Source organism: Nocardia sp. XZ_19_369 (assembly GCF_015355715.1).
Lineage (GTDB): Bacteria > Actinomycetota > Actinomycetes > Mycobacteriales > Mycobacteriaceae > Nocardia.
The window spans coordinates 189,124-207,954 of record NZ_JACVED010000005.1 but is presented as its reverse complement, the minus strand read 5'-3'; the positions used below and the strand labels follow the sequence as shown (position 1 = coordinate 207,954).

The 18,831-nt window shown below is 66.9% G+C and carries 19 protein-coding genes and 2 other RNA genes; 10 read left to right on the top strand and 11 right to left on the bottom strand.

Features of this window, described 5'->3' with window-relative positions; genetic code table 11:
* Positions 1-50: 50 nt before the first annotated feature.
* Together IBX18_RS19885 and IBX18_RS19880 are read right to left on the bottom strand one after the other, a co-directional pair.
* Complete coding sequence (locus IBX18_RS19885; protein WP_107655058.1) at positions 51-1,391, bottom strand: glutamine synthetase family protein; 1,341 nt, start codon at positions 1,389-1,391, stop codon at positions 51-53.
* A 94-nt stretch (positions 1,392-1,485) separates the two neighbouring features.
* Positions 1,486-3,015, bottom strand: coding sequence for an alpha/beta hydrolase (locus IBX18_RS19880; protein ID WP_194835122.1), 1,530 nt, complete (start codon positions 3,013-3,015; stop codon positions 1,486-1,488).
* Between the two features lie 156 nt (positions 3,016-3,171).
* Between IBX18_RS19880 and IBX18_RS19875 the strand changes: the two genes are divergently transcribed.
* The 6 genes from IBX18_RS19875 (at position 3,172) to IBX18_RS19850 (ending at position 8,448) form a co-directional block, all read left to right on the top strand.
* Positions 3,172-4,155, top strand: coding sequence for a family 43 glycosylhydrolase (locus IBX18_RS19875; RefSeq protein WP_194835121.1), 984 nt, complete (start codon positions 3,172-3,174; stop codon positions 4,153-4,155).
* Between the two features lie 140 nt (positions 4,156-4,295).
* The gene (panB, locus tag IBX18_RS19870; protein WP_107655056.1) at positions 4,296-5,153 is read left to right on the top strand and encodes a 3-methyl-2-oxobutanoate hydroxymethyltransferase; all 858 of its coding nucleotides are present in this window, start codon (positions 4,296-4,298) and stop codon (positions 5,151-5,153) included.
* A 15-nt stretch (positions 5,154-5,168) separates the two neighbouring features.
* Positions 5,169-6,029 (top strand): phosphotransferase, encoded by an 861-nt coding sequence (locus IBX18_RS19865; protein WP_194835120.1) that lies wholly within the window; start codon positions 5,169-5,171, stop codon positions 6,027-6,029.
* A gap of 108 nt (positions 6,030-6,137) precedes the next feature.
* Positions 6,138-6,587: a hypothetical protein gene (locus IBX18_RS19860; protein ID WP_194835119.1), complete on the top strand. Its 450-nt coding sequence runs from the start codon at positions 6,138-6,140 to the stop codon at positions 6,585-6,587.
* Complete coding sequence (gene pip / locus IBX18_RS19855; protein WP_194835118.1) at positions 6,587-7,564, top strand: prolyl aminopeptidase; 978 nt, start codon at positions 6,587-6,589, stop codon at positions 7,562-7,564. The genes IBX18_RS19860 and pip overlap by 1 nt, the downstream gene beginning before the upstream one ends.
* Positions 7,565-7,566: 2 nt before the next feature.
* Positions 7,567-8,448 (top strand): CHAD domain-containing protein, encoded by an 882-nt coding sequence (locus tag IBX18_RS19850; protein ID WP_194835117.1) that lies wholly within the window; start codon positions 7,567-7,569, stop codon positions 8,446-8,448.
* On the opposite strand, the gene IBX18_RS19845 is transcribed toward IBX18_RS19850, so the two are convergent.
* Positions 8,405-9,898, bottom strand: coding sequence for an RNB domain-containing ribonuclease (locus tag IBX18_RS19845; RefSeq protein WP_194835116.1), 1,494 nt, complete (start codon positions 9,896-9,898; stop codon positions 8,405-8,407). The two genes, IBX18_RS19850 and IBX18_RS19845, sit on opposite strands and share 44 nt — an antisense overlap.
* A gap of 16 nt (positions 9,899-9,914) precedes the next feature.
* The gene (locus IBX18_RS19840) at positions 9,915-10,247 is read right to left on the bottom strand and encodes a hypothetical protein (protein ID WP_107655050.1); all 333 of its coding nucleotides are present in this window, start codon (positions 10,245-10,247) and stop codon (positions 9,915-9,917) included.
* A gap of 428 nt (positions 10,248-10,675) precedes the next feature.
* On the opposite strand from IBX18_RS19840, the gene IBX18_RS19835 reads away from it, so the two are divergent.
* Positions 10,676-11,053, top strand: coding sequence for a hypothetical protein (locus tag IBX18_RS19835; protein ID WP_194835115.1), 378 nt, complete (start codon positions 10,676-10,678; stop codon positions 11,051-11,053).
* Between the two features lie 196 nt (positions 11,054-11,249).
* On the opposite strand, the gene IBX18_RS19830 is transcribed toward IBX18_RS19835, so the two are convergent.
* The 6 genes from IBX18_RS19830 to rnpB (IBX18_RS19805) form a co-directional block, all read right to left on the bottom strand.
* Entirely contained in the window at positions 11,250-12,158 is a 909-nt protein-coding gene (locus tag IBX18_RS19830; RefSeq protein WP_194835114.1) for a slipin family protein, read from the bottom strand.
* A 103-nt stretch (positions 12,159-12,261) separates the two neighbouring features.
* Positions 12,262-12,711, bottom strand: a complete 450-nt coding sequence (locus tag IBX18_RS19825; RefSeq protein ID WP_194835113.1) for a hypothetical protein — start codon at positions 12,709-12,711, stop codon at positions 12,262-12,264.
* Positions 12,712-12,909: 198 nt separating this feature from the next.
* Positions 12,910-13,323, bottom strand: an RNA gene (rnpB, locus tag IBX18_RS19820) — RNase P RNA component class A.
* A gap of 87 nt (positions 13,324-13,410) precedes the next feature.
* Positions 13,411-13,998: a DUF4276 family protein gene (locus tag IBX18_RS19815; protein ID WP_194835112.1), complete on the bottom strand. Its 588-nt coding sequence runs from the start codon at positions 13,996-13,998 to the stop codon at positions 13,411-13,413.
* A complete protein-coding gene (locus IBX18_RS19810; RefSeq protein ID WP_194835111.1) occupies positions 13,995-15,218 on the bottom strand; it encodes an AAA family ATPase in 1,224 nt (407 codons plus the stop codon). The genes IBX18_RS19815 and IBX18_RS19810 overlap by 4 nt, the downstream gene beginning before the upstream one ends.
* Positions 15,219-15,296: 78 nt before the next feature.
* Positions 15,297-15,710, bottom strand: an RNA gene (rnpB, locus tag IBX18_RS19805) — RNase P RNA component class A.
* A 76-nt stretch (positions 15,711-15,786) separates the two neighbouring features.
* Here rnpB (IBX18_RS19805) and IBX18_RS19800 point away from each other — a divergent pair.
* Positions 15,787-16,674 carry an alpha/beta hydrolase gene (locus IBX18_RS19800; protein ID WP_194835110.1) on the top strand — a complete coding sequence of 296 codons (888 nt, stop codon included), beginning with the start codon at positions 15,787-15,789 and terminating at the stop codon, positions 16,672-16,674.
* Positions 16,675-16,850: 176 nt separating this feature from the next.
* The gene (locus tag IBX18_RS19795) at positions 16,851-17,369 is read left to right on the top strand and encodes a TrmH family RNA methyltransferase (protein WP_194835109.1); all 519 of its coding nucleotides are present in this window, start codon (positions 16,851-16,853) and stop codon (positions 17,367-17,369) included.
* A 16-nt stretch (positions 17,370-17,385) separates the two neighbouring features.
* On the opposite strand, the gene IBX18_RS19790 is transcribed toward IBX18_RS19795, so the two are convergent.
* A complete protein-coding gene (locus IBX18_RS19790) occupies positions 17,386-18,012 on the bottom strand; it encodes a TetR/AcrR family transcriptional regulator (protein ID WP_194835108.1) in 627 nt (208 codons plus the stop codon).
* A gap of 41 nt (positions 18,013-18,053) precedes the next feature.
* Here IBX18_RS19790 and IBX18_RS19785 point away from each other — a divergent pair, with 41 nt between their 5' ends.
* The gene (locus IBX18_RS19785) at positions 18,054-18,755 is read left to right on the top strand and encodes a hypothetical protein (RefSeq protein WP_228541427.1); all 702 of its coding nucleotides are present in this window, start codon (positions 18,054-18,056) and stop codon (positions 18,753-18,755) included.
* Positions 18,756-18,831: the final 76 nt, after the last annotated feature.

Sequence of the window (18,831 nt, the reverse complement as noted above, 5' to 3'; positions counted from 1 at the left end):
CGACTCGCCCGCCGCCGGGCATACATTCGGTTGCGGAAACGCGGTCCTCGCTACAGACCGAGGTATTCCTTGAGTTCGTACGGCGTCACCTGGCTGCGGTAGTCCGCCCACTCCCGGCGCTTGTTGCGCAGGAAGAAGTCGAACACGTGCTCGCCGAGCGTCTCGGCGACCAGCTCGGAGCGCTCCATCGCCTGCAACGCCTCGTCCAGCGTGCCGGGCAGCTCACGGAAGCCCATCGCGCGCCGCTCGGCGACGGTCAGCGACCACACGTCGTCCTCGGCCTCCGGGGGCAGCGTGTAGCCCTTCTCGATGCCCCGCAGACCGGCCGCGAGCAGCACGGCGAAGGTCAGATAGGGGTTGCAGGCCGAATCAGGGCTGCGGATCTCGACCCGGCGCGAGGAGGACTTGTTCGGCGTGTACATCGGCACCCGCACCAGCGCGGACCGGTTCGACCGGCCCCACGAGGCCGCGGTCGGCGCTTCGCCGCCGTGGATGAGCCGCTTGTAGGAGTTCACCCACTGGTTGGTGATCGCGCTGATCTCCGGCGCGTGCTCCAGGATGCCCGCGATGAAGGCGCGCGCGGTGCTCGACAGGTTGATCGGGTCGTCCGGATCGTGGAAGGCGTTGGCCTCGCCCTCGAACAGGCTCATGTGCGTGTGCATCGCCGAGCCCGGGTACTGGGCGAACGGCTTGGGCATGAACGTCGCGCGCACGCCCTCGTCGATGCCGACTTCCTTGATCAGGTAGCGGAAGGTCATCACGTTGTCGGCCATGGACAGCGCGTCGGCGTAGCGCAGGTCGATCTCCTGCTGACCCGGCGCGCCCTCGTGGTGGCTGAACTCCACCGAGATGCCCATCGACTCCAGCGCGTCGATCGCGTGGCGGCGGAAGTTCGGCGCCGAATCGTGCACGGCCTGGTCGAAGAAGCCCCCGGAGTCGGCCGGGATCGGCTGCGAGCCGTCCACCGGGCCGTTCTCCAGCAGGAAGAACTCGATCTCCGGGTGCACGTAGCAGCTGAACCCGACGTCGGCGGCCTTGTTCAGCTGGCGGCGCAGCACGTGGCGCGGGTCGGCCCAGGACGGCGAGCCGTCGGGCATGGTGATGTCGCAGAACATGCGCGCGGAGTGCTGGTGGCCCTTGCTGGTAGCCCACGGCAGCACCTGGAAGGTGGACGGATCGGGCCGGGCGACCATGTCGGCCTCCGACACCCTGGCGAAGCCCTCGATGGCCGAGCCGTCGAAGCCGATACCCTCCTCGAAAGCGCCCTCTAGCTCGGCGGGAGCAATCGCGACTGACTTCAGGTAACCCAAGACGTCGGTGAACCAGAGACGTACGAAGCGGATATCCCGCTCTTCGAGCGTCCGCAGCACGAATTCCTTCTGGCGATCCATGTCCGCGAGAGTAAGCACCCGGCGTTAAATCCGTGTTACATACACGCTGAGTGTGCTGTGCTTGTTGCGGGAAAAGGACTTACCCGCCGCTCGATCAGCAGGTGAGGCCCGCCGCCGGCTCGGTGAGGTCGATCAGATAGTCGATCACCGCGTCGTCCACGCAGGACGAGCCACCCGACAGCGCGATGGTGTGCCGACTGCCCTTGTAGGTCACCAGGTCGGCGCCCAGCTGGTCCGCCAGGTCCACGCCCGCCTGGTACGGCGTCGCCGGGTCGTCGGTGGTCGACACGACCACCGTCTTCGGCAGCCCGGCCACCGAGATCCGATGCGGCTCACTGGTGTTCGGCACCGGCCAGGCCGTGCACTGGTCCAGCGGGGCCGCACCGGTGCCGTGCCCGTCGTCCAGGAACGGCGCCGCCTTGCGGTACTCGGTGTCCTGCTTGCCGGTGATGGCGCGGTCGCTGATGCGCGGATCGTCCACGCAGCGGATCGCGGTGAACGCGTCGGTGGTGTTGCTGTAGCTGCCGTCGTCGCGGCGGCCGTCGTAGAGGTCGGCCAGTTGCAGCAGGGTGTCGCCGCGGCCGTCGCGCAGTTCGGACAGGCCGAGGGTGAGCACCGGCCACAGCTCGTTGGTGTAGAGCGCCTGGCGCACACCGGTGAGCGCGTCACCGTAGTTGAGTCCACGCGGGTCGGTGGTCGATACGGGCTTGCCCCACAACGGGTTCACCAGCGCGCGGAATCGATCCACCGCCTGCGCCTTGTCGGTGCCGAGCGGGCAGTCCGCCTTGCTGGTGCAGTTCGCGGCATAGGCGTCGAACACCTTCTGGAAGCCCGCCGCCTGCCGCAGCGACTCCTGCACCGGGTCCTGCGAGGAGTCGATGGCGCCGTCCAAAACCAGGGCGCGAACGTGGTCCGGGAACTTCTCGGCGTACGCCGACCCGATCTTGGTGCCGTACGAGTAACCCAGGTAGCTGAGCTTCGCGTCGCCCAGCGCCGCGCGCAGCACGTCCAGGTCCTGCACCACCTCGCGGGTGCCGACGTGCGCGAGGAACTCCTTGCCGGTGCGTTCGGTGCAGCGGTCCGCGTACTCGCGGTTCTCGGTCTCCGCCGCGGCGATGCCCTCGGGCGTGTTGTCCTTCGGCGGCTCGGCGCGCTCGGCGTCCTGCTCCTGCGCGGTCTCGCAGACGATGGCGGGCGTCGACGAGCCGACCCCGCGCGGATCGAAGCCGACCCGGTCGAAGCGCTCGGCCAACGGGGTCTTGTTGCCCAGCGCCGACATGGTCAGGCCGGACTCCCCCGGACCACCGGGGTTCATCAGCAGCGAACCGATGCGTTTACCGGTCGCCTTGATCCGCGAGACGGCGATCTGCGCGGTCGGCCCGTCCGGGGCGGCGTAATCGATCGGCACACTGACCCGCGCGCACTGCGTATTGGGCGCGAAACGGTCATCCGGCGACCCGAACCCGGCGCAGCCACCCCACTCCACGTTCTGTGTGTAGAACTTCGCCAACGCGGCAGGCGGCGTCGGCATCGGCCCCGTCGGATGGCCGTCGATCGTGCACCCCGCCGCCAACGCCAGCACCGCCACCATCAGCGCACCGCGCCCACTGCGAACCAAACCCATTCACTGATAGTGGCAGCTCGAGCGCTCGGCGCGCGCAACGCACCGGTCAGAAGTGCGGAGTACCACTGGCGGGGGCAAGCAAGGTTCTTTCAATCCGCGAGGCCGACAGCGACGAATACAGCGGAGGCGGTTTCGGCGCTACGGGAGGTGTGCTTCATGTTCGGCGGTCGGATATCGGGTAATCGCGTTCGGCACGCGGTGAGCGCCGTCCTCGTACTGGGCGTTCTCGCACCCACCGCGGCGGCGGCGCCCGGCCGGTCACCCGCGATTGCGCCGGAACGGGTCACCGCCGGGACGTTCGTCGAGGTCTACGAGGTGCCGACCGGTTTGCTGGCGCAGTGGTACATCAACGATCACACGTTCGTCTATCGCGACGGCACCTGGCACCTGTTCGGCATCACTCACCCCAGGCCTGCCGCTCCGGAGGACGAAGTCCTCTTCGCGCACGCGACCGCACCGACCCTGCACGGCCCATGGGTGAAACAACCGTCGGCCCTGCGCGCCGACCCTGTGCAGGACCAGCACCTGTGGGCACCCCACATCGTCTTCGACAACGGCACCTACTACATGTTCTTCGCGACCGGCGGCGCGGACCGCACCCAGGCGGCCATCAATCTCGCTACGTCACAGGACCTCTACCACTGGCAGCGAGCGGACGAGCCGCTGTTCACCGACGGCTACGAAGCGCGCGATCCGATGGTGACCCGAGTCGGCGATCAGTGGGTGATGTACTACACGGCAACCAGCGAACCAACGGGCGGAAATCACGTCGTCGCCTACCGCACCGGCAGCAGCCTGGAGAAGTGGAGTCAGACGCGCAGCGGCGTCGCATTCACGGATCCGACCACGGGCACCGGCGCGGGCAATACCGAGTCACCGTTCGTCGTGCGGCGCGGCGATCTCTGGTACCTGTTCATCGGCCCCCGCCCCGCGCCGCAGTACACGAGTACCGAAGTATTCTTCAGCCCCGATCCGTTCGACTTCGCACCGAGCGACAAAGCGGGTCGCATCGCCGCGCACGCGGCCGAGATCATCCAGGACGGTGCCGATTACTGGGCCAGCTCGGCGGGCAACGACCGGACCGGTGTCTCGATCGCGCCGCTGACCTGGAGCTCCGATCAGCGCGTCGCGGGCAACTGACCGGGCAGCCCATCCCCCTGTGATCGATTGCACCGGTCGAGAACCTTAATACGGCGCCGTGGCAGCTGGCACACTGGATTTCGTCAGACAACCCGGGGACCCGGATGGGCCCCGAGGCGACACAGACGAAAGGGACGAAGATGTCCGTATCCGATTCGGAAACCCCTGCCTACGGTGCGGCACCCACCGAGCCCAAGAAGGCTATGCGCAAGACCCGGGTGCACCACTTGCAGCAGATGAAGGCCAATGGCGAGCGCTGGTCCATGCTCACCGCGTACGACTACTCGACCGCCAGGCTGTTCGAAGAAGCGGGCATCCCCGTGCTCTTGGTCGGCGACTCCGCGGCCAACGTGGTCTACGGCTACGACACGACGGTCCCGATCACCGTGGACGAGCTGCTCCCGCTGGTCCGCGGCGTGGTGCGCGGTGCGCCGCACGCCCTCGTGGTGGCCGACCTGCCCTTCGGCACCTATGAGTCCTCGCCGCAGCAGGCGCTGGCCACCGCGACCCGGTTCATGAAGGAGGGCCAGGCGCAGGCGGTGAAGTTCGAGGGCGGTGAGCGGGTCGCCGAACAGATCGCGCTGATCACCTCGGCCGGCATCCCCGTGATGGCGCACATCGGGTTCACCCCGCAGAGCGTGAACACCCTCGGCGGGTTCCGCGTGCAGGGTCGTGGCGACGGCGCCGAGCAGCTCATCGCCGACGCCATCGCGGTGCAGGAGGCGGGTGCGTTCGCCGTGGTCATGGAGATGGTCCCGGCCGAGCTGGCCGCCCAGGCCAGCCGCAAGCTGACCATTCCCACCGTCGGCATCGGCGCCGGCGTGGAGACCGACGCGCAGGTGCTGGTCTGGCAGGACATGGCCGGCTACACCAGCGGCAAGACCGCCAAGTTCGTCAAGCGCTTCGGCAATATCGGCGACGAGCTGCGTGCCGCCGCGACGGCCTACGCTGAGGAGGTACGCCTGGGCACCTACCCGGGCCCCGAGCACAGTTTTTAGTTCTATGGAGTGACGATGACCGGCCGAGCAGTGCACGCGCCAGCCGCGCTGCTCGGTCAACCAGCCGACGCGCTGATCGATTGGGCCGTCGGCATCCTGAAAGCCCGCGATATCGAAATCACCGGCGCGCCAACGGAAACCCGGCGGCGCGCTTGGTCGTTGATCGTCCGTATTCCCACCGCGGCGGGCCCCATGTGGGCGAAAGCCAACGCGCGCGCCTTCGCCCACGAGGGCCCACTGCTCCAACTCCTCGCCCGCCTGCGTCCCGGCAGCGTGCTGGAACCCCTTGCGGTGCAACCTGATCACGGCTGGTTGCTGAACCCGCACGGCGGCGACACCGCCCCCGACACCGACGCGGAATGGTCCGGCCTGATCGGCTCCTACGTCGAACTCCAGCATGCCCTCGCCCCGCACGTCGACGACCTGCTCGCCACCGGCACCCCCTACCTGCCGCCCAGCCGGCTCGGCACCGTCTACCGGCACTTCGAGCCGCGCATCCCCGGCCTCGGACACCGCATCGAGGAGGCCGCCGCCGAACTGGCCGGCTACGGCAGGCTCAGCCTCGAACACAACGACGTCCACCCCGGCAACGTCTTCGCAGGCGCCACCCCCGGCTCCGGCCGATTCTTCGACTGGGGCGACGCCGTGATCACCCACCCGTTCCTTGCCCATCGCATCCTGCACAGCCCGCACCGCGCCGAGTACTTCGCGCACTGGCGCCGGTTCGAGCCGATCACCGAGGCGGAGATCACCCGGGCCGAGCAGCTCGCGCCGTTGATCGCCCTCAACCCGTGGCGCACGATCGACACCTCCACGCCCCGGTACGCCCGTTTCGTCGAAGCACTGCTCGACGAGCTGCGCACGAACTTCCGGTAACCGACTGGCCGGCCGTGCCGCTACCTCCCGCGACAACACGGCCGGGCCGTAGCGGCGAAACAATGGCAGACTCGATGCGGACATTCGCGATGAGAAGCAGAGGAACCGATGCCGCACAGCCGTTGGATTTCACGCAGCACCCTGCTGCTGGCGGGAGTTTTCGCCGCCGCAGCACTGACCGCATGTGGAAGCGAGTCGAACCCGGCTCCGACCGGGAGCTCCGGCTCGACGACGGCATCGGCGACCACCACGCCGAGCGGCACCGCGGGCACGAACAAGCCGGGCACCCCGGAGATCTCCGACGCCGCGGCCGCGCAGCTCTGCGACATGATCAGGCCCGAGCTGTCGAACTGGCGGGTGCAGGGTCCGACGCTGGGCAAGATCGGCCTCAACGCGATGGTGCACGAGTGGGCGCTGCGCAACGGCGGCATCAACGGCGCGGTGCTCGCCGACAAGCCGGTCATCGACCGGCTCACCACCAAGAGCTGCCCCGACGTGCACAAGCAGGCGATCGAGGCGCTCGGCGTCCCCGATCTGGCCACGGGCCTCGCGTTCTGATGAGCGGCGCACAGTTGCGGACGCTGTACCCCGAGATCGGCTGCCACGACTCCGGCAAGCTCGACGTGGGCGACGGGCAGTCGATGTACTGGGAGGTCAGCGGCAACCCCGACGGCAAGCCGGTGGTCCTGCTGCACGGCGGCCCCGGCGGTGGTGTCTCGCCGGTGCACCGGCAGTTCTTCGATCCGGCCGCGTACCGGATCGTGCTGCTCGATCAGCGTGGCTGCGGACGCTCCACCCCGCACGTCGCCGACGGGGCGAGCCTGGCGACCAACACAACTCAGCACCTGATCGCCGATATCGAGGCGCTGCGTACCCATCTCGGCATCGATCGCTGGCAGGTGTTCGGCGGTTCGTGGGGTTCGACGCTCGCGCTCGCCTACGCCGAGACGCACCCGGACCGGGTGACCGAGCTGGTGCTGCGCGGCATCTTCCTGTTGCGCCGCAAGGAGATCGACTGGTACTACAACGGCGCCGCGGGCTACGTGTACCCCGCCGAGTGGGAGAAGTTCCTCGCACCGGTGCCGGAGTCCGAGCGCGACCAGGATCTGGTCGAGGTCTATCACCGGCTGCTGCACTCCCCCGACGAGGAGGTCGCGCTGGCCGCGGCCGTCGCCTGGTCCACCTGGGAGGGCGCGACGAGTTCGCTGCTGCCGCAACCCGATCGGGTCGCCGAGACCGCCGAACCCCGGTTCGCGCTGGCCTTCGCGCGGATCGAGAACCACTACTTCCGCAACCACGCGTTCCTCGACGAGGGACAGCTGCTGCGCGATATCGACCGCATCACCCACATCCCCACGGTCATCGTGCAGGGCCGCCACGACATCGTCTGCCCCACGGTGAGCGCCTGGGACCTGCACAAGGCGATGCCCGGCTCGGAGCTGCACATCGTCGAGGATGCCGGACACGCGTCCTACGAGCCCGGCATCACGCATCATTTGATCGAAGCCACCGACAGATTCGCGAAGGCGGGATAACCATGACGGCCACAGCAGGCGAGGCCATCGTCGCGGCACTCAGCGACAATGTGGATCGGCTGCTGGCCGCCGAACCCGAGGTGCGCGACGACGCACCGGATTCGGTCCACCAGATGCGGGTGGCCACCCGGCGATTGCGCAGCGTGCTGCGGTCCTATCGCGGGTTGTTCGAACGGACGCCGGCCAGGGCGATGGGCGAGGAGCTCAAGTGGCTGGCCGGTGTCCTCGGGGTCGCCCGCGACGCCGAGGTGCGCGCCGAACGGTTCGAGACGCTGCTGACCAAACATGGTCAGCAGTCGGATCATTCGGCCGCCGACATCGAGTTGGTCACCGCGCGGCTGGTCACCGCCGAGAACAACAGATACGCCGCGGCCCACGCCGACGTGCTGCAGGCACTGGACAGCGAGCGCTACCACGAACTGCGCGACGAGCTCACCAAGTGGCGTACCGAACCACCGCTGCGTTCCGCGCGCGGCCAGGTGCCCGCCTCGGACTTCTTCGGCGTTGTCCTGGAACGCGATCGGGAACGCGTGCAGGGCCTGATCCAGCAAGAAACCACCGTCACACCGGCCGAGCGGGTCGAGCTGCTGCACGATATCCGCAAGAGCGCCAAGCGTTTACGGTACTCGTGCGAAGCCGCCGAACCCGTCATCGGCGCCGACGCCAGCGACCTCGGCAGCCGTGCGAAACGGCTCCAGACGGTGCTCGGCGACCACCGGGACGCCGTCGAATCGCAACATGCCATCTACGGTATTTCGGCCGATGCCGGTGCCGCAGGCGAAGATACGGCGCTCTACCGCATCCTGGCCGGCGCCGAGGACACCGCGGCCCGCCAAGCCCTCAGTCGCTACCCCGACGCCGCGGCGGCGCTGTCGGGCGAGTAGCCGTCTCGTCCGCGCCTTGGGCCGGGTAGGCGAAGGTGATTTTGCGGGCGACTGGGTCGGCTGAGACCAGGCGGACGCGGACGGTGGCGCCTTCCGGGGGTTCGCCCGCGCACGGTCCGAGCACGGGTGGGTCGGCGATGAAGATCTCCGCGGCTCGGTTGCCGTTGGCTTCGCGCACCACCACCGCGTCGAATTCGGTGCCTGCGCGTTCGGCGAGCAGGGTGGACTCGGTGAGGTCGATGCAGGCGCGTTCGACCTTGCCCGCGATCGCGTCGCTGCGCCGCATGCTGTCGGCGGTGTCCGCCAGCCCGTCCCGAACCCATTGCGGCACTTCGGTGCCCGCGCACCGGGCCAGGCAGATCTCGGTGCTGAAGCGGTCGGTCAGCCTGCGCAGCGGCGCGGTGACGTGGGCGTACGGTGCGCGGATCGCGCTGTGCTCCAAGCTTTCCGGGGTGGCGGCGACGGTGTCCTCGGTCACCACGGTGTAGGAGGCCCCGCGCAGCAGGCTGGTTGCCTCGGACATCAGCACCAGCGCCGCGGGCGTATTCGGGTCCAGCCGAGCGAGCATCTGTCCTACAGACAACCCCTCCGGCCACTCGACACCCAACGCGGCCGCGGTGCGATGCATCGACGCTATCGCCGACTCGGCGGGCGGCGGCATGGTGCGCAGCAGCGCGGGCGCGCCGGCGTCGAGCATGATGCGGGCCGCGCACATCCCGGTGAGCAAGGAAACCTGCTCGTTCCAGTCGTCGGCGGCGGTCCGCGGTTCGACGATCAACCGCCAATGCCCGTCGGACCGGTCATCCCGGACGATGCTCTGCGCGGGCAGTCGCAACCCGATCGCGCCGCGCTGCAGTCCGGCCTCGATGCGCCGCTTGCCGAACTCCGGCAGGGCCGCGATCGAGGGGTGCAGCCGGCCCGCGTCGGCATCGGCCTGAACGCCGGCGTAGTCCAGCCTGGCGCGCGACCGCACCAGCGCCCGCTCTACCGAGAATCGTTGCGGTTCAGCGTTTTCGTCGAGTTCGATGGTCCACAGCGCGGCGGGCCTGCGCTGCTCCGGCAGCAGGCTCGCGGTGCCTTCCGACAGCACCGGCGGATGCAGCGGGACGGTGCCGTCGGGTAGGTAGTAGGTCTGCCCCCGCGCGCCGGACTCCTTGGCCAGCGCGCCATGCGGATCGATCACGGCGCCGACGTCGGCGATGGCGTAATGCAGGAGAAAGCCGGTGCCGGTGCGCTCGAGATGCAGGGCCTGGTCCAGATCCATGGCCCCGGGTGGGTCGATCGTCACGAACGGGATGTCGGTGCGATCGGCCCGGTCGCCCGCGAACGCGTCGGACGCGTCGCGGGCTTCCGTGCTGGCCTCGGCGGGGTACGCCGAGGCCAGGCCGAATTCGGAACGGATGGCGCCGAAATCTACCGGCGCCGAGACGATCCGCTGATGCAATTCCACGCTGTCGGTGCCAGACCTACTGCAGCGCCAACATGGTGCCGTTCAACGAATCGAGCGGCCCGTACACGGTGAAGGTGACGTGTCCGCCCGGGACCGACGCCGACACTGCGGCCGCCGCGTCCAGCGCCTGGCCGAACGAAGGAGCCGAAGGATGGGGCAGACCAGCCAGGGTCTGTCCGAAACGGTTCTGGGCCACCCAGACCGTGTCAGCCGGGCTGAGGTCGACCTGCACCCCACCCGGCAGCGGCGTCACCGCTACGGCACCGGCGGACCCGGCACCCATCATGGCGAAAACCGAAGCAGCCCCGGCGATCAACGCGCCGGCGACCAGTGAGCGAACAATCCGCATAAAGTTGAGACCTGCTTTCCCGCATTCGAAGTGTGAAGGGCTCGTTGCGGCCACGCAACGGGCCGTGCCAACGCGCACTACTTTATGACGTCGATCACGGTCCGGCTAGTTAGCGGCGGGTACGCGCGGCGAGTTCGCCTACCGGGCAGCCCCGCGACGTGGCTGCTAACGTGGGCCGCGGTAGCGGGTCTCACACTTTGCCCGCACATTCCGAAATGTCCCGTACGTCGACAATTGGGAGTTCCACAGCTATGTCATCGATTCTGTTCGACTACCTGGTCCCGCTCATCGGGTCGGACCAGGCAGCGTATTGGGCCCAGGTCTTCGTCATCGCACCGGTCTGACCACAAGTCTTCTGCCACAACCTGTCGCCTCCCGTTCACCGGACGGGAGGCGACTTTGGTTCCGGACCGCTAGCATCCCGCTCCGTGATCAGAACTACCGCCGCTCTCGCGGCCAGCGCCACCCTCTGTGCCCTACTGCTCACCGGCTGTGGGGACGACAAAGCTAGCAGTGACACCCCCGCTGCCACTTCCGCCGCGCAGTCCAGCGGCGATGCCCAGGTCGTCGACAACGTCAAGGCAGGCGCGTTCGTCGTCAGCTTCCGCGGCGCGTTCCCGAAACTGGCCGACGGCAAGGACGACACGAAGATCGCCAACATCCTCAGCGACACCTGCAAGGAGATCAAGGCGGGCAAGCCCGAGGACGAGGTCGTCAAGAGCATCACCAAGCGCGCCTCCGGCAAGGTCGAGGCGACCACCGAGGAGGCGAAGGCCATCCACCAGATGGCCAGGATGATGTGCTGAGCTACCGCTGCTTGAGCCACGGCAGATAGCCGGGCAGGTATTTAAGCACGTAGCCGATCGTGATCATGCTGATGATGGCGATGACGGGAATGAGCACGGACATCGGTCCGGTCCTTACGTTGTACTACCGGTGCGGGTCGTACGGCGCCGCCGAAAACGGCGTCGGCTGTACCCGTATCGGTATACGCCGGTCGGGTTACTCGCGTGGACTGTTTGCCTGCGCCGTCGACGATTCGTCCGGCGGATCCAATTGCTTCGGTTGCTCGCTCGCGGCCAGCTCGGCGGACTTGTCGTCCTGTTCGGCTAGTGCGGCCTGATCGGTTGTCGACGGAGCCGGCGCGGCGGCCGGTGCCGTGCTGCGTTCCAGGAAGCGCAGCAACTCCACCGGGAACGGCAGCACCAGGGTCGAATTCTTTTCCGCCGCAACCTGAACCACGGTTTCCAGCAACCGAAGTTGCAGCGCCGCGGGCGACTCCGACATCTGCGCGCCCGCCTGCGCCAGCATCTTCGACGCCTGCAACTCGCCCTCGGCGGAGATCACCCGGGCGCGGCGTTCGCGTTCGGCCTCGGCCTGGCGCGACATCGAGCGTTTCAGCGAATCCGGCAGTGCCACATCCTTGATCTCCACCCGGTCGATGTGCACACCCCAGCCGAGCGCCGGACTGTCGATCATGATCTCCAGCCCCTTGTTCAGCTCTTCCCGATTGCACAACAGGCTGTCCAGGTCGCTCTTGCCGATGATCGAGCGCAACGACGTCTGTGCCACCTGTCCGACGGCGAACAGATAGTTCTGCACCTCCACCACCGCGAGCACCGGGTCGAACACCCGGAAATACACGACGGCGTCCACCCGCACCGTCACGTTGTCGCGCGTGATGCCCTCCTGCGCGGGCACCGGCAGGGTGACGATCTGCATCGAGACCTTGCGCATCCGGTCGACGAACGGAATCAGCCAGCGCAGCCCGGGATCTCGCGTCGCGACCACCCGCCCGAATCGAAAGACCAGCCCCCGTTCGTATTGCGCGATCACCCGCACGCTCGCGGCGGTGAGCACACCGATCCCACCCGCACCTAGCAGACTGCCGAGAACAACCAGAGTTTCCATGCCTGGCCCCGAATCACGCCCTTGTGCAACAGGAGCGGGCGCCTGGGCGCTCCGGCCCCGCGGCTACCTCCATGATGGCACCGCGGGGCCGGTCCCGGACTGCCTACTTGACGATCAGGCGCTTGATGGCAGTGCCACCTTCGAGGCTCTGCTCGTTGTCGCCGGCGACCAAGGTGCCGATCACCCGCACCTGCTGGCCCGCGGCGGGGGTGAACGGTTCGGACTCGGGGATTTTCGTGGCGGTGAGGGTGGCGGTCTGGCGTTGCTCGTCGCAGGTCGCCTTGGTCTTGGCACCCACCGTCTGTTCCGCGCCTTCCGCGGTGCCGCGCACGAATACCTGCAGTGTCACCGCCTTGCTCTGCGGCTCACAGCTGTAGGTCACCGAGATATCCACATCGCCGCCGTTCACCGTGGCGGCGGTGATGTCGATGTTGCTCGGCGGCGGCGGTGGTGGCGTGGGAGCGGTGGTCGTTGGATCCGCTCCTGCGACACCCGCGCAGGCCACCGTGGCCAGAGCTGTTGCGTAGGCGAGGATTCCCGCACGGCGCAGCATGGTGTGAACGTTGATGACGATCTCCTTGCAGTCGATCCTGCGGCGGCCCGGATTCGGACATGCCGCACAAAACCTCGACCGACAATGTACTGGTATCGCGCCCGTCCCGGGCGGGCCAATCCTTCGGCTACAGCATGGATCTCAGCCGTTCACGTGGCGTTCGCCCGGCGACTACCGGCGTCGCGGGATCCGGCAGGGCGGACGAGTTGGCCTGTAAGCCGGATCCTGTCCCCGGTTCGCACCGGGGGGCGACCATCCATCTGGACACACCGTCGCCGGGTGCCTCGAGCGGTCCACCCGCAGGCTCGGGCGAGCAGCCCTCGAACACCTGCGCAGCCGCACCGCGAACGATGCGACCTTTGACCTTGCTCCGGGCGGGGTTTACCAAGCCGCCCCGGTCACCCGGGGCGCTGGTGCGCTCTTACCGCACCGTTTCACCCTCACCACACGGCCCGGAGGCCGTGGGCGGTCTGTTTTCTGTGGCACTGTCCCGCGGGTTGCCCCGGGTTGCCGTTAGCAACCGCCCTGCTCTGTGGAGTCCGGACTTTCCTCGGCCTCGGGCGGCGGCACAACCGTGCCCGTTCCCGATGCCGCGGTCGCCCGGCCAACTCGTCCGCCGTACCAGAGTACTTAGTAATGGCGACTGAGTAAGCACGATCTGTCTATGAACGCACAGGCGTAATATTTCAGCGGTGAAATTTAGCTGACTAAGAGCTCTACCGCGTGCACCATACGGCGAAACGATCGGCTGCGCTCACAGGCAGAATGCAAATCGATGATCGCCGAGAATTTCGCTTGGTGAAGCGTTTCCTTATACGACTCGACCATCATTGCCTCCAACTGACTCTTTGCGCCCCGTTTGGCTTCTGGATCTTTCGGCGCTACCGCGTCGTCCCGTACGGCGGAGTGCACGCGTAGAGACTCCGCAGCGGCCAAGAACCACGCTTCATACTCCTGTCGAGCTATCACAATTTCGACTGGCACCGTAACAATTGCGGAGTCCGGCTTCATAGCTGCGGCGAGCTCGATAGGGCAGGTGATGTCACTGTCGTCACCATCTCTGAGGACCAGCACCCCACCACGCCCCTCCACGCGAGCTGATTGAAAGCGGATCGCGCGAGCGAGTTCTTCCGGCTTTCGCATTTTGGCGGAGTCCAGACGGAAAGGTTGCGCTATCACAGGCCACGACTCAAAATAATTTGACGCAATCCGAGAAATCAGTTCCCGGACTGCCTTTACTTCACCGTGCCCTTCAACAATTGGAGCAATTACAACAGAGGTAGTCATTTCACCTGCCCGGCAGAGTCGTCCGGGCGGCCGGGAAGAAGCTGGTCTGTTCGTAGCAGTTCTCCGGGAGTATATAGTTGCTCACGGAGAGCGAGCAACCCAGCGGAATCCAGCTTTCCTATTACTGTTTCACCCGCTACTGAGCGAACAGCACGTAGCTCCGATGCATCAATATCGTGCCGGTCCAACAGATCTGGACTATGACTGGTTACGATAACCTGGCGGCGTTCGCTCGCATCTCGCAGAGCATCCATCAGCACACCACCAGCAGCCGGATGGAGGGCACTTTCCGGCTCCTCAATTCCGATCGGACTGAGAGTTCGCCGAGTTCCCGCGAACAGCGCGACGAGTACACCTAACGCACGAAGGGTTCCATCTGATACCGACTGAGCTTGAAACCGCCACGGAAACTTAGCACCAGGGACATCCTGAAGGAATTCGACAGTTTCCCAGTTCCCCAAGTCCACACGTGATACACCACGCATCCCTGGGACGATCTGCTCGAGATAATTCTCGATCCGGCTTAAATCATTCGTTACGGACTCACGTGCTGGTTCAAGGGCGTGGAGGACGCTGGCGATATTAGACCCATCTCGTCTGAGAAATTTTCCAGAGTCCGGAACCTGCGGCTGCCGCATAACTGCGGGGTTCATGTTGAAAACACTGATTCCAGACAATCCAGCAAAAACAGCACCGAGCTCCGGGTAGCCAGACACTGCAATCAGATAGAGGCGCTGATCATCGATCGGCGGCATAGGCGAAGAATAGGATTGATCAACAAGCTCACCTTTCTCGATTCGATATCGAGAATCCGCGGTCCGCACACCTTCATTTTTCCGATTAGCCAGCCAAATATTGCAATACTCCCGACTTACACGAAATCCGCCCCCGCGCGTTGTCGCGACCTCGAAACCATAAGATCCATTAAACGATCCGACAACCTCATCTCGACCTAGAAATTCCAGGTCGATTGCGAAATGTGTCGGATGTCCGGTCGAGCGGCGACGCACCTCAGCGACCCCTCCCCGGCTGCGCAATGCTTGATCCAAGGATGTCTGCAAGGATTCGGAGACCAAACGCAGCGCATCGAGAAAGTTACTCTTTCCGGATCCGTTGGGACCTACCAGAAGGAGTAGTGGCCCGAGTTCGACGTCGGCGTCCGCAATGCTGCGGTAGTGCCGCAGACGAACGCGGGTGAGCGAGAAGGAGTCGTCTGGCATATATACAGTCTGACAGCAACCACTGCCCAGAGTCGGCAGCGCGCGGCGGATTCAGTTCCGTCTACGGATCCGGCGGGGCGGACGAGTTGGCCTGTAAGCCGGATCCTGTCCCCGGTTCGCACCGGGGGGCGACCATCCATCTGGACACACCGTCGCCGGGTGCCTCGAGCGGTCCACCCGCAGGCTCGGGCGAGCAGCCCTCGAACACCTGCGCAGCCGCACCGCGAACGATGCGACCTTTGACCTTGCTCCGGGCGGGGTTTACCAAGCCGCCCCGGTCACCCGGGGCGCTGGTGCGCTCTTACCGCACCGTTTCACCCTCACCACACGGCCCGGAGGCCGTGGGCGGTCTGTTTTCTGTGGCACTGTCCCGCGGGTTGCCCCGGGTTGCCGTTAGCAACCGCCCTGCTCTGTGGAGTCCGGACTTTCCTCGGCCTCGGGCGGCGGCACAACCGTGCCCGTTCCCGATGCCGCGGTCGCCCGGCCAACTCGTCCGCCGTACCAGAGTACTGGTCGCCGCGCACACCCCCAGGGTGCGGGCCCCGCCGACGCAGTACGGTTGGGTGCCATGGAACGTGTCGAGGTCGGCTTCCCCTCCGGAAGCGAGCAGTGCGCCGCCTGGCTTTACCGTCCGGATGGTGCGCCGAAGCCCCGCCCGCTCGTCATCATGGGACACGGCCTGGGGGCGAACAGAGAGATGGGACTCGACCGGTACGCGCGGCGTTTCGCCGCCGCGGGCATGGCGGTCCTGGTATTCGACTACCGGCATTTCGGTGCCAGTCAGGGCGAGCCACGCCAGGTGATCCGGATCGGGCGCCAGCGTGACGACTGGCGTTCCGCAATCGCCTACGCGCGCACCATCCGCGGGGTCGACGCGACCCGGATCGCGTTGTGGGGCACCTCGTTCAGCGGCGGGCACGTGCTCGCGGTCGCGCCGGACGACGACTACCTGGCCGCGGTGGTCGCGCAGGTGCCGTTCACCAGCGGGCTGGCGTGCGCGTTGGCGAAGGGGCCGATCAGCATGACCAAGGTGACCGCCATCGCCGCCACCGATCTGCTGATCGGGCCGATCCGGCGCAAGCACGTCGGCATCCGGTTGGCGGGGCGGCAGCGGACGGCGGCCTTGATGAGCGCCGCCGACGTGCCGGAGGGCAACGGCAGGCTGGCCGAGGAGAGCGAGCACTACAAGCCGAAGGTCGCTGCCCGCGTGGCGTTTTCGGCGCTCTTCGATTCGCCGGGCAAGCGGGCCAAGTCGTTGAAGATGCCGGTGCTCTACGCGCTGTGCGACAACGACTCGATCACCCCGATCAAGTCCGCGTTGCGTGCGGCGGAGCGAACGAAGCACGCGGTGGTGAAGCGTTATCCGGTGGGGCACTTCGACATCTACTTCGATGACGTGTTCGAGAAGGCCGTGTACGACCAGACAGAGTTCCTGGTCTCGATCCTGCGGCCGTAGGTGGTGGTCGGCGGCGGGCAAGTCGCCGACAATCGCTCGGTATCCGGCTGTGTGCGACGGTGCCGTATCCTAAGAAGCAGCTCGTCTCTTGTCGCCGACGATGGCCCCGGTGCGCCGCGAAGCATCGCCTCTATGAAAACTGTTGCGCCCCACGGGAAGGCCCTTCCCGTCAACCAGTGACGGCCGCGCGGGTCAAGTCCCGCCCCGACCTGCGCCGCGAACGCAGGCAACGCGCGCACGGCTGCTGGAATCATCTGATCATCGCGCCGCTGTGGCCCAAGCACGGCGTCAACCTCGGCACCATGCTGCGCACCTGTGACGCGGTCGGCGCGTGCATGGCGGTACCGCGGCTGCCGTGGATTCCCGACGCCCTCGCCCACGGGAACACCCTGCGGAAACCCCAATGCGTGCACTGGATCAACGGTCGCGTCGACCGGTGGCTGGCGCGTCAGCGCAGCGGCGGGTCCGCCATTGTCGGGGTCGAACTCACCGACGAATCCGTCCGGCTGGCCGACCTTCCCGTCGCCCGGCGCCGGACCGTCATCGTGCTCGGGCACGAATCGACCGGCATCCCGGCGGAGGGGCTGGAACTGCTCGACGTCGCCGTGGAGATTCCCATGGTCGGCACCGGGCACAGCCTCAACGTCGCCGTCGCGGGGTCGCTGGTGTTGTACAAACTGGCGGGGCTGTGCTGACGGAAGCGCTTTGCGTTCAGCGTGTTTCGCCGAGGAGTTCGCGAGTCACCACAGCGGCCCACCACTTTTCGACTCGCTCCGGTGACCAGCCGCGTTCGATGGTGAGTTCGGTGTAGACGTCGATGTTGCAGATCGCGGCGTAGACGTCGAGGGCAGTGGGGAGGTCCACGCGCAAGGTCCCCGACGGCCAAGCGGACAGGACCTGGCGGTGGGCATCGTCGGCGCGGGCGCGGGCGTCGCGGTAGGCCTGGGCCAGTTCGGGTTCCGTGCGTCCCGCCTCGCGCAGCAGCACGATCACCTCGCCCGCGCGCTCGAACAGCCTGCGGTCGTAGGCGGTCATCGCGGCGAGTTGCCGGGGTGGTTCGGGGGCGGCCTCCAGGTCGGCGAGCAAGCGGGAGATGTCGGCGGACAGGTCGGCGGCGTCGGCCAGTGCCCAGGTCAGTCCGTTCTTGTTGCCGTAGGCCGCGTAGACGGTCGGCACCGAGACGCCGGCTTCGCGCGCCACGTCACGCACGGTGGTGGCGGCCCAGCCCTTGGCGACGAACAAAGCTCTTGCGGCGCGGGCGATTTCGGCGCTGGTCTGCTGCGCCTGCGCGGTGCGGCGCAGTGAGTCGTAGCGGCGTCGAGCCGGTTCTTCGGTCACAAGGGGTTCCTCTTTCGTTTTTCGCTGCTTATATTCAATATATGACAGATAATATAAAGAGCTTAGCCACCTGGCCGTTCTCCCGAATCGGCGGCCTCGCCGGCCTCGGCTTCGCACTGATCATCGTCGGAGCGAACCTGATCCTGGAACCCGCGGGCATGCCCCCAGTCGGCGCCGACATCAGCGACGTCAACACCTTCTTCACCACGAAAGCGAGCCTCGCCCAGTTCTCTTCGGCCCTGACACCAGCCGCCTGGGTGTGTGCCACCGTGTTCGGCGCCGCCGCCGTCGCCACGATCTGGCCGCGCGAGCGCGCCGTCGGCTCGGCCTGGTCACTGGTCGGCTTCGCCGGCCTACTCCTACAGAACGCCACCTTCCTCTGCGTCGTAGCCATCCGCCTCGCACTCAGCGCCACCACCGACCACACCCCCACCGCCACCGCCGGCCTGTGGGCATTTCACAACGCCCTGTTCGTCCTCAACGGCACCTTCCTCGCCACCGCCCTGCTCGGGCTGTCCCTCGGCGGCCTACGCACCGGCGGCATCCCGCGCTGGCACGCAATCCTCGGATCGACCGCAGCCGCAGGTCTCTTCACCTCCGCCACCCTCGCTCCCCTGTCCATCGACCACCCCAGCCCCCTGTCCCTACTCAGCCTCGTCAGCTGGCTGCTCTGGGTGGTCTGGATCGTCGTCTACGGCATCACCCTCCTCCGCCTACCCCTTACCCATCACGCCACCGCCTGAACCCGAGGCCGCACACCGTTTTTGGCAGCCGCACACCCGGTGTACTGGGTGTGCGGCTGCCAAAAACGGTGTGCGC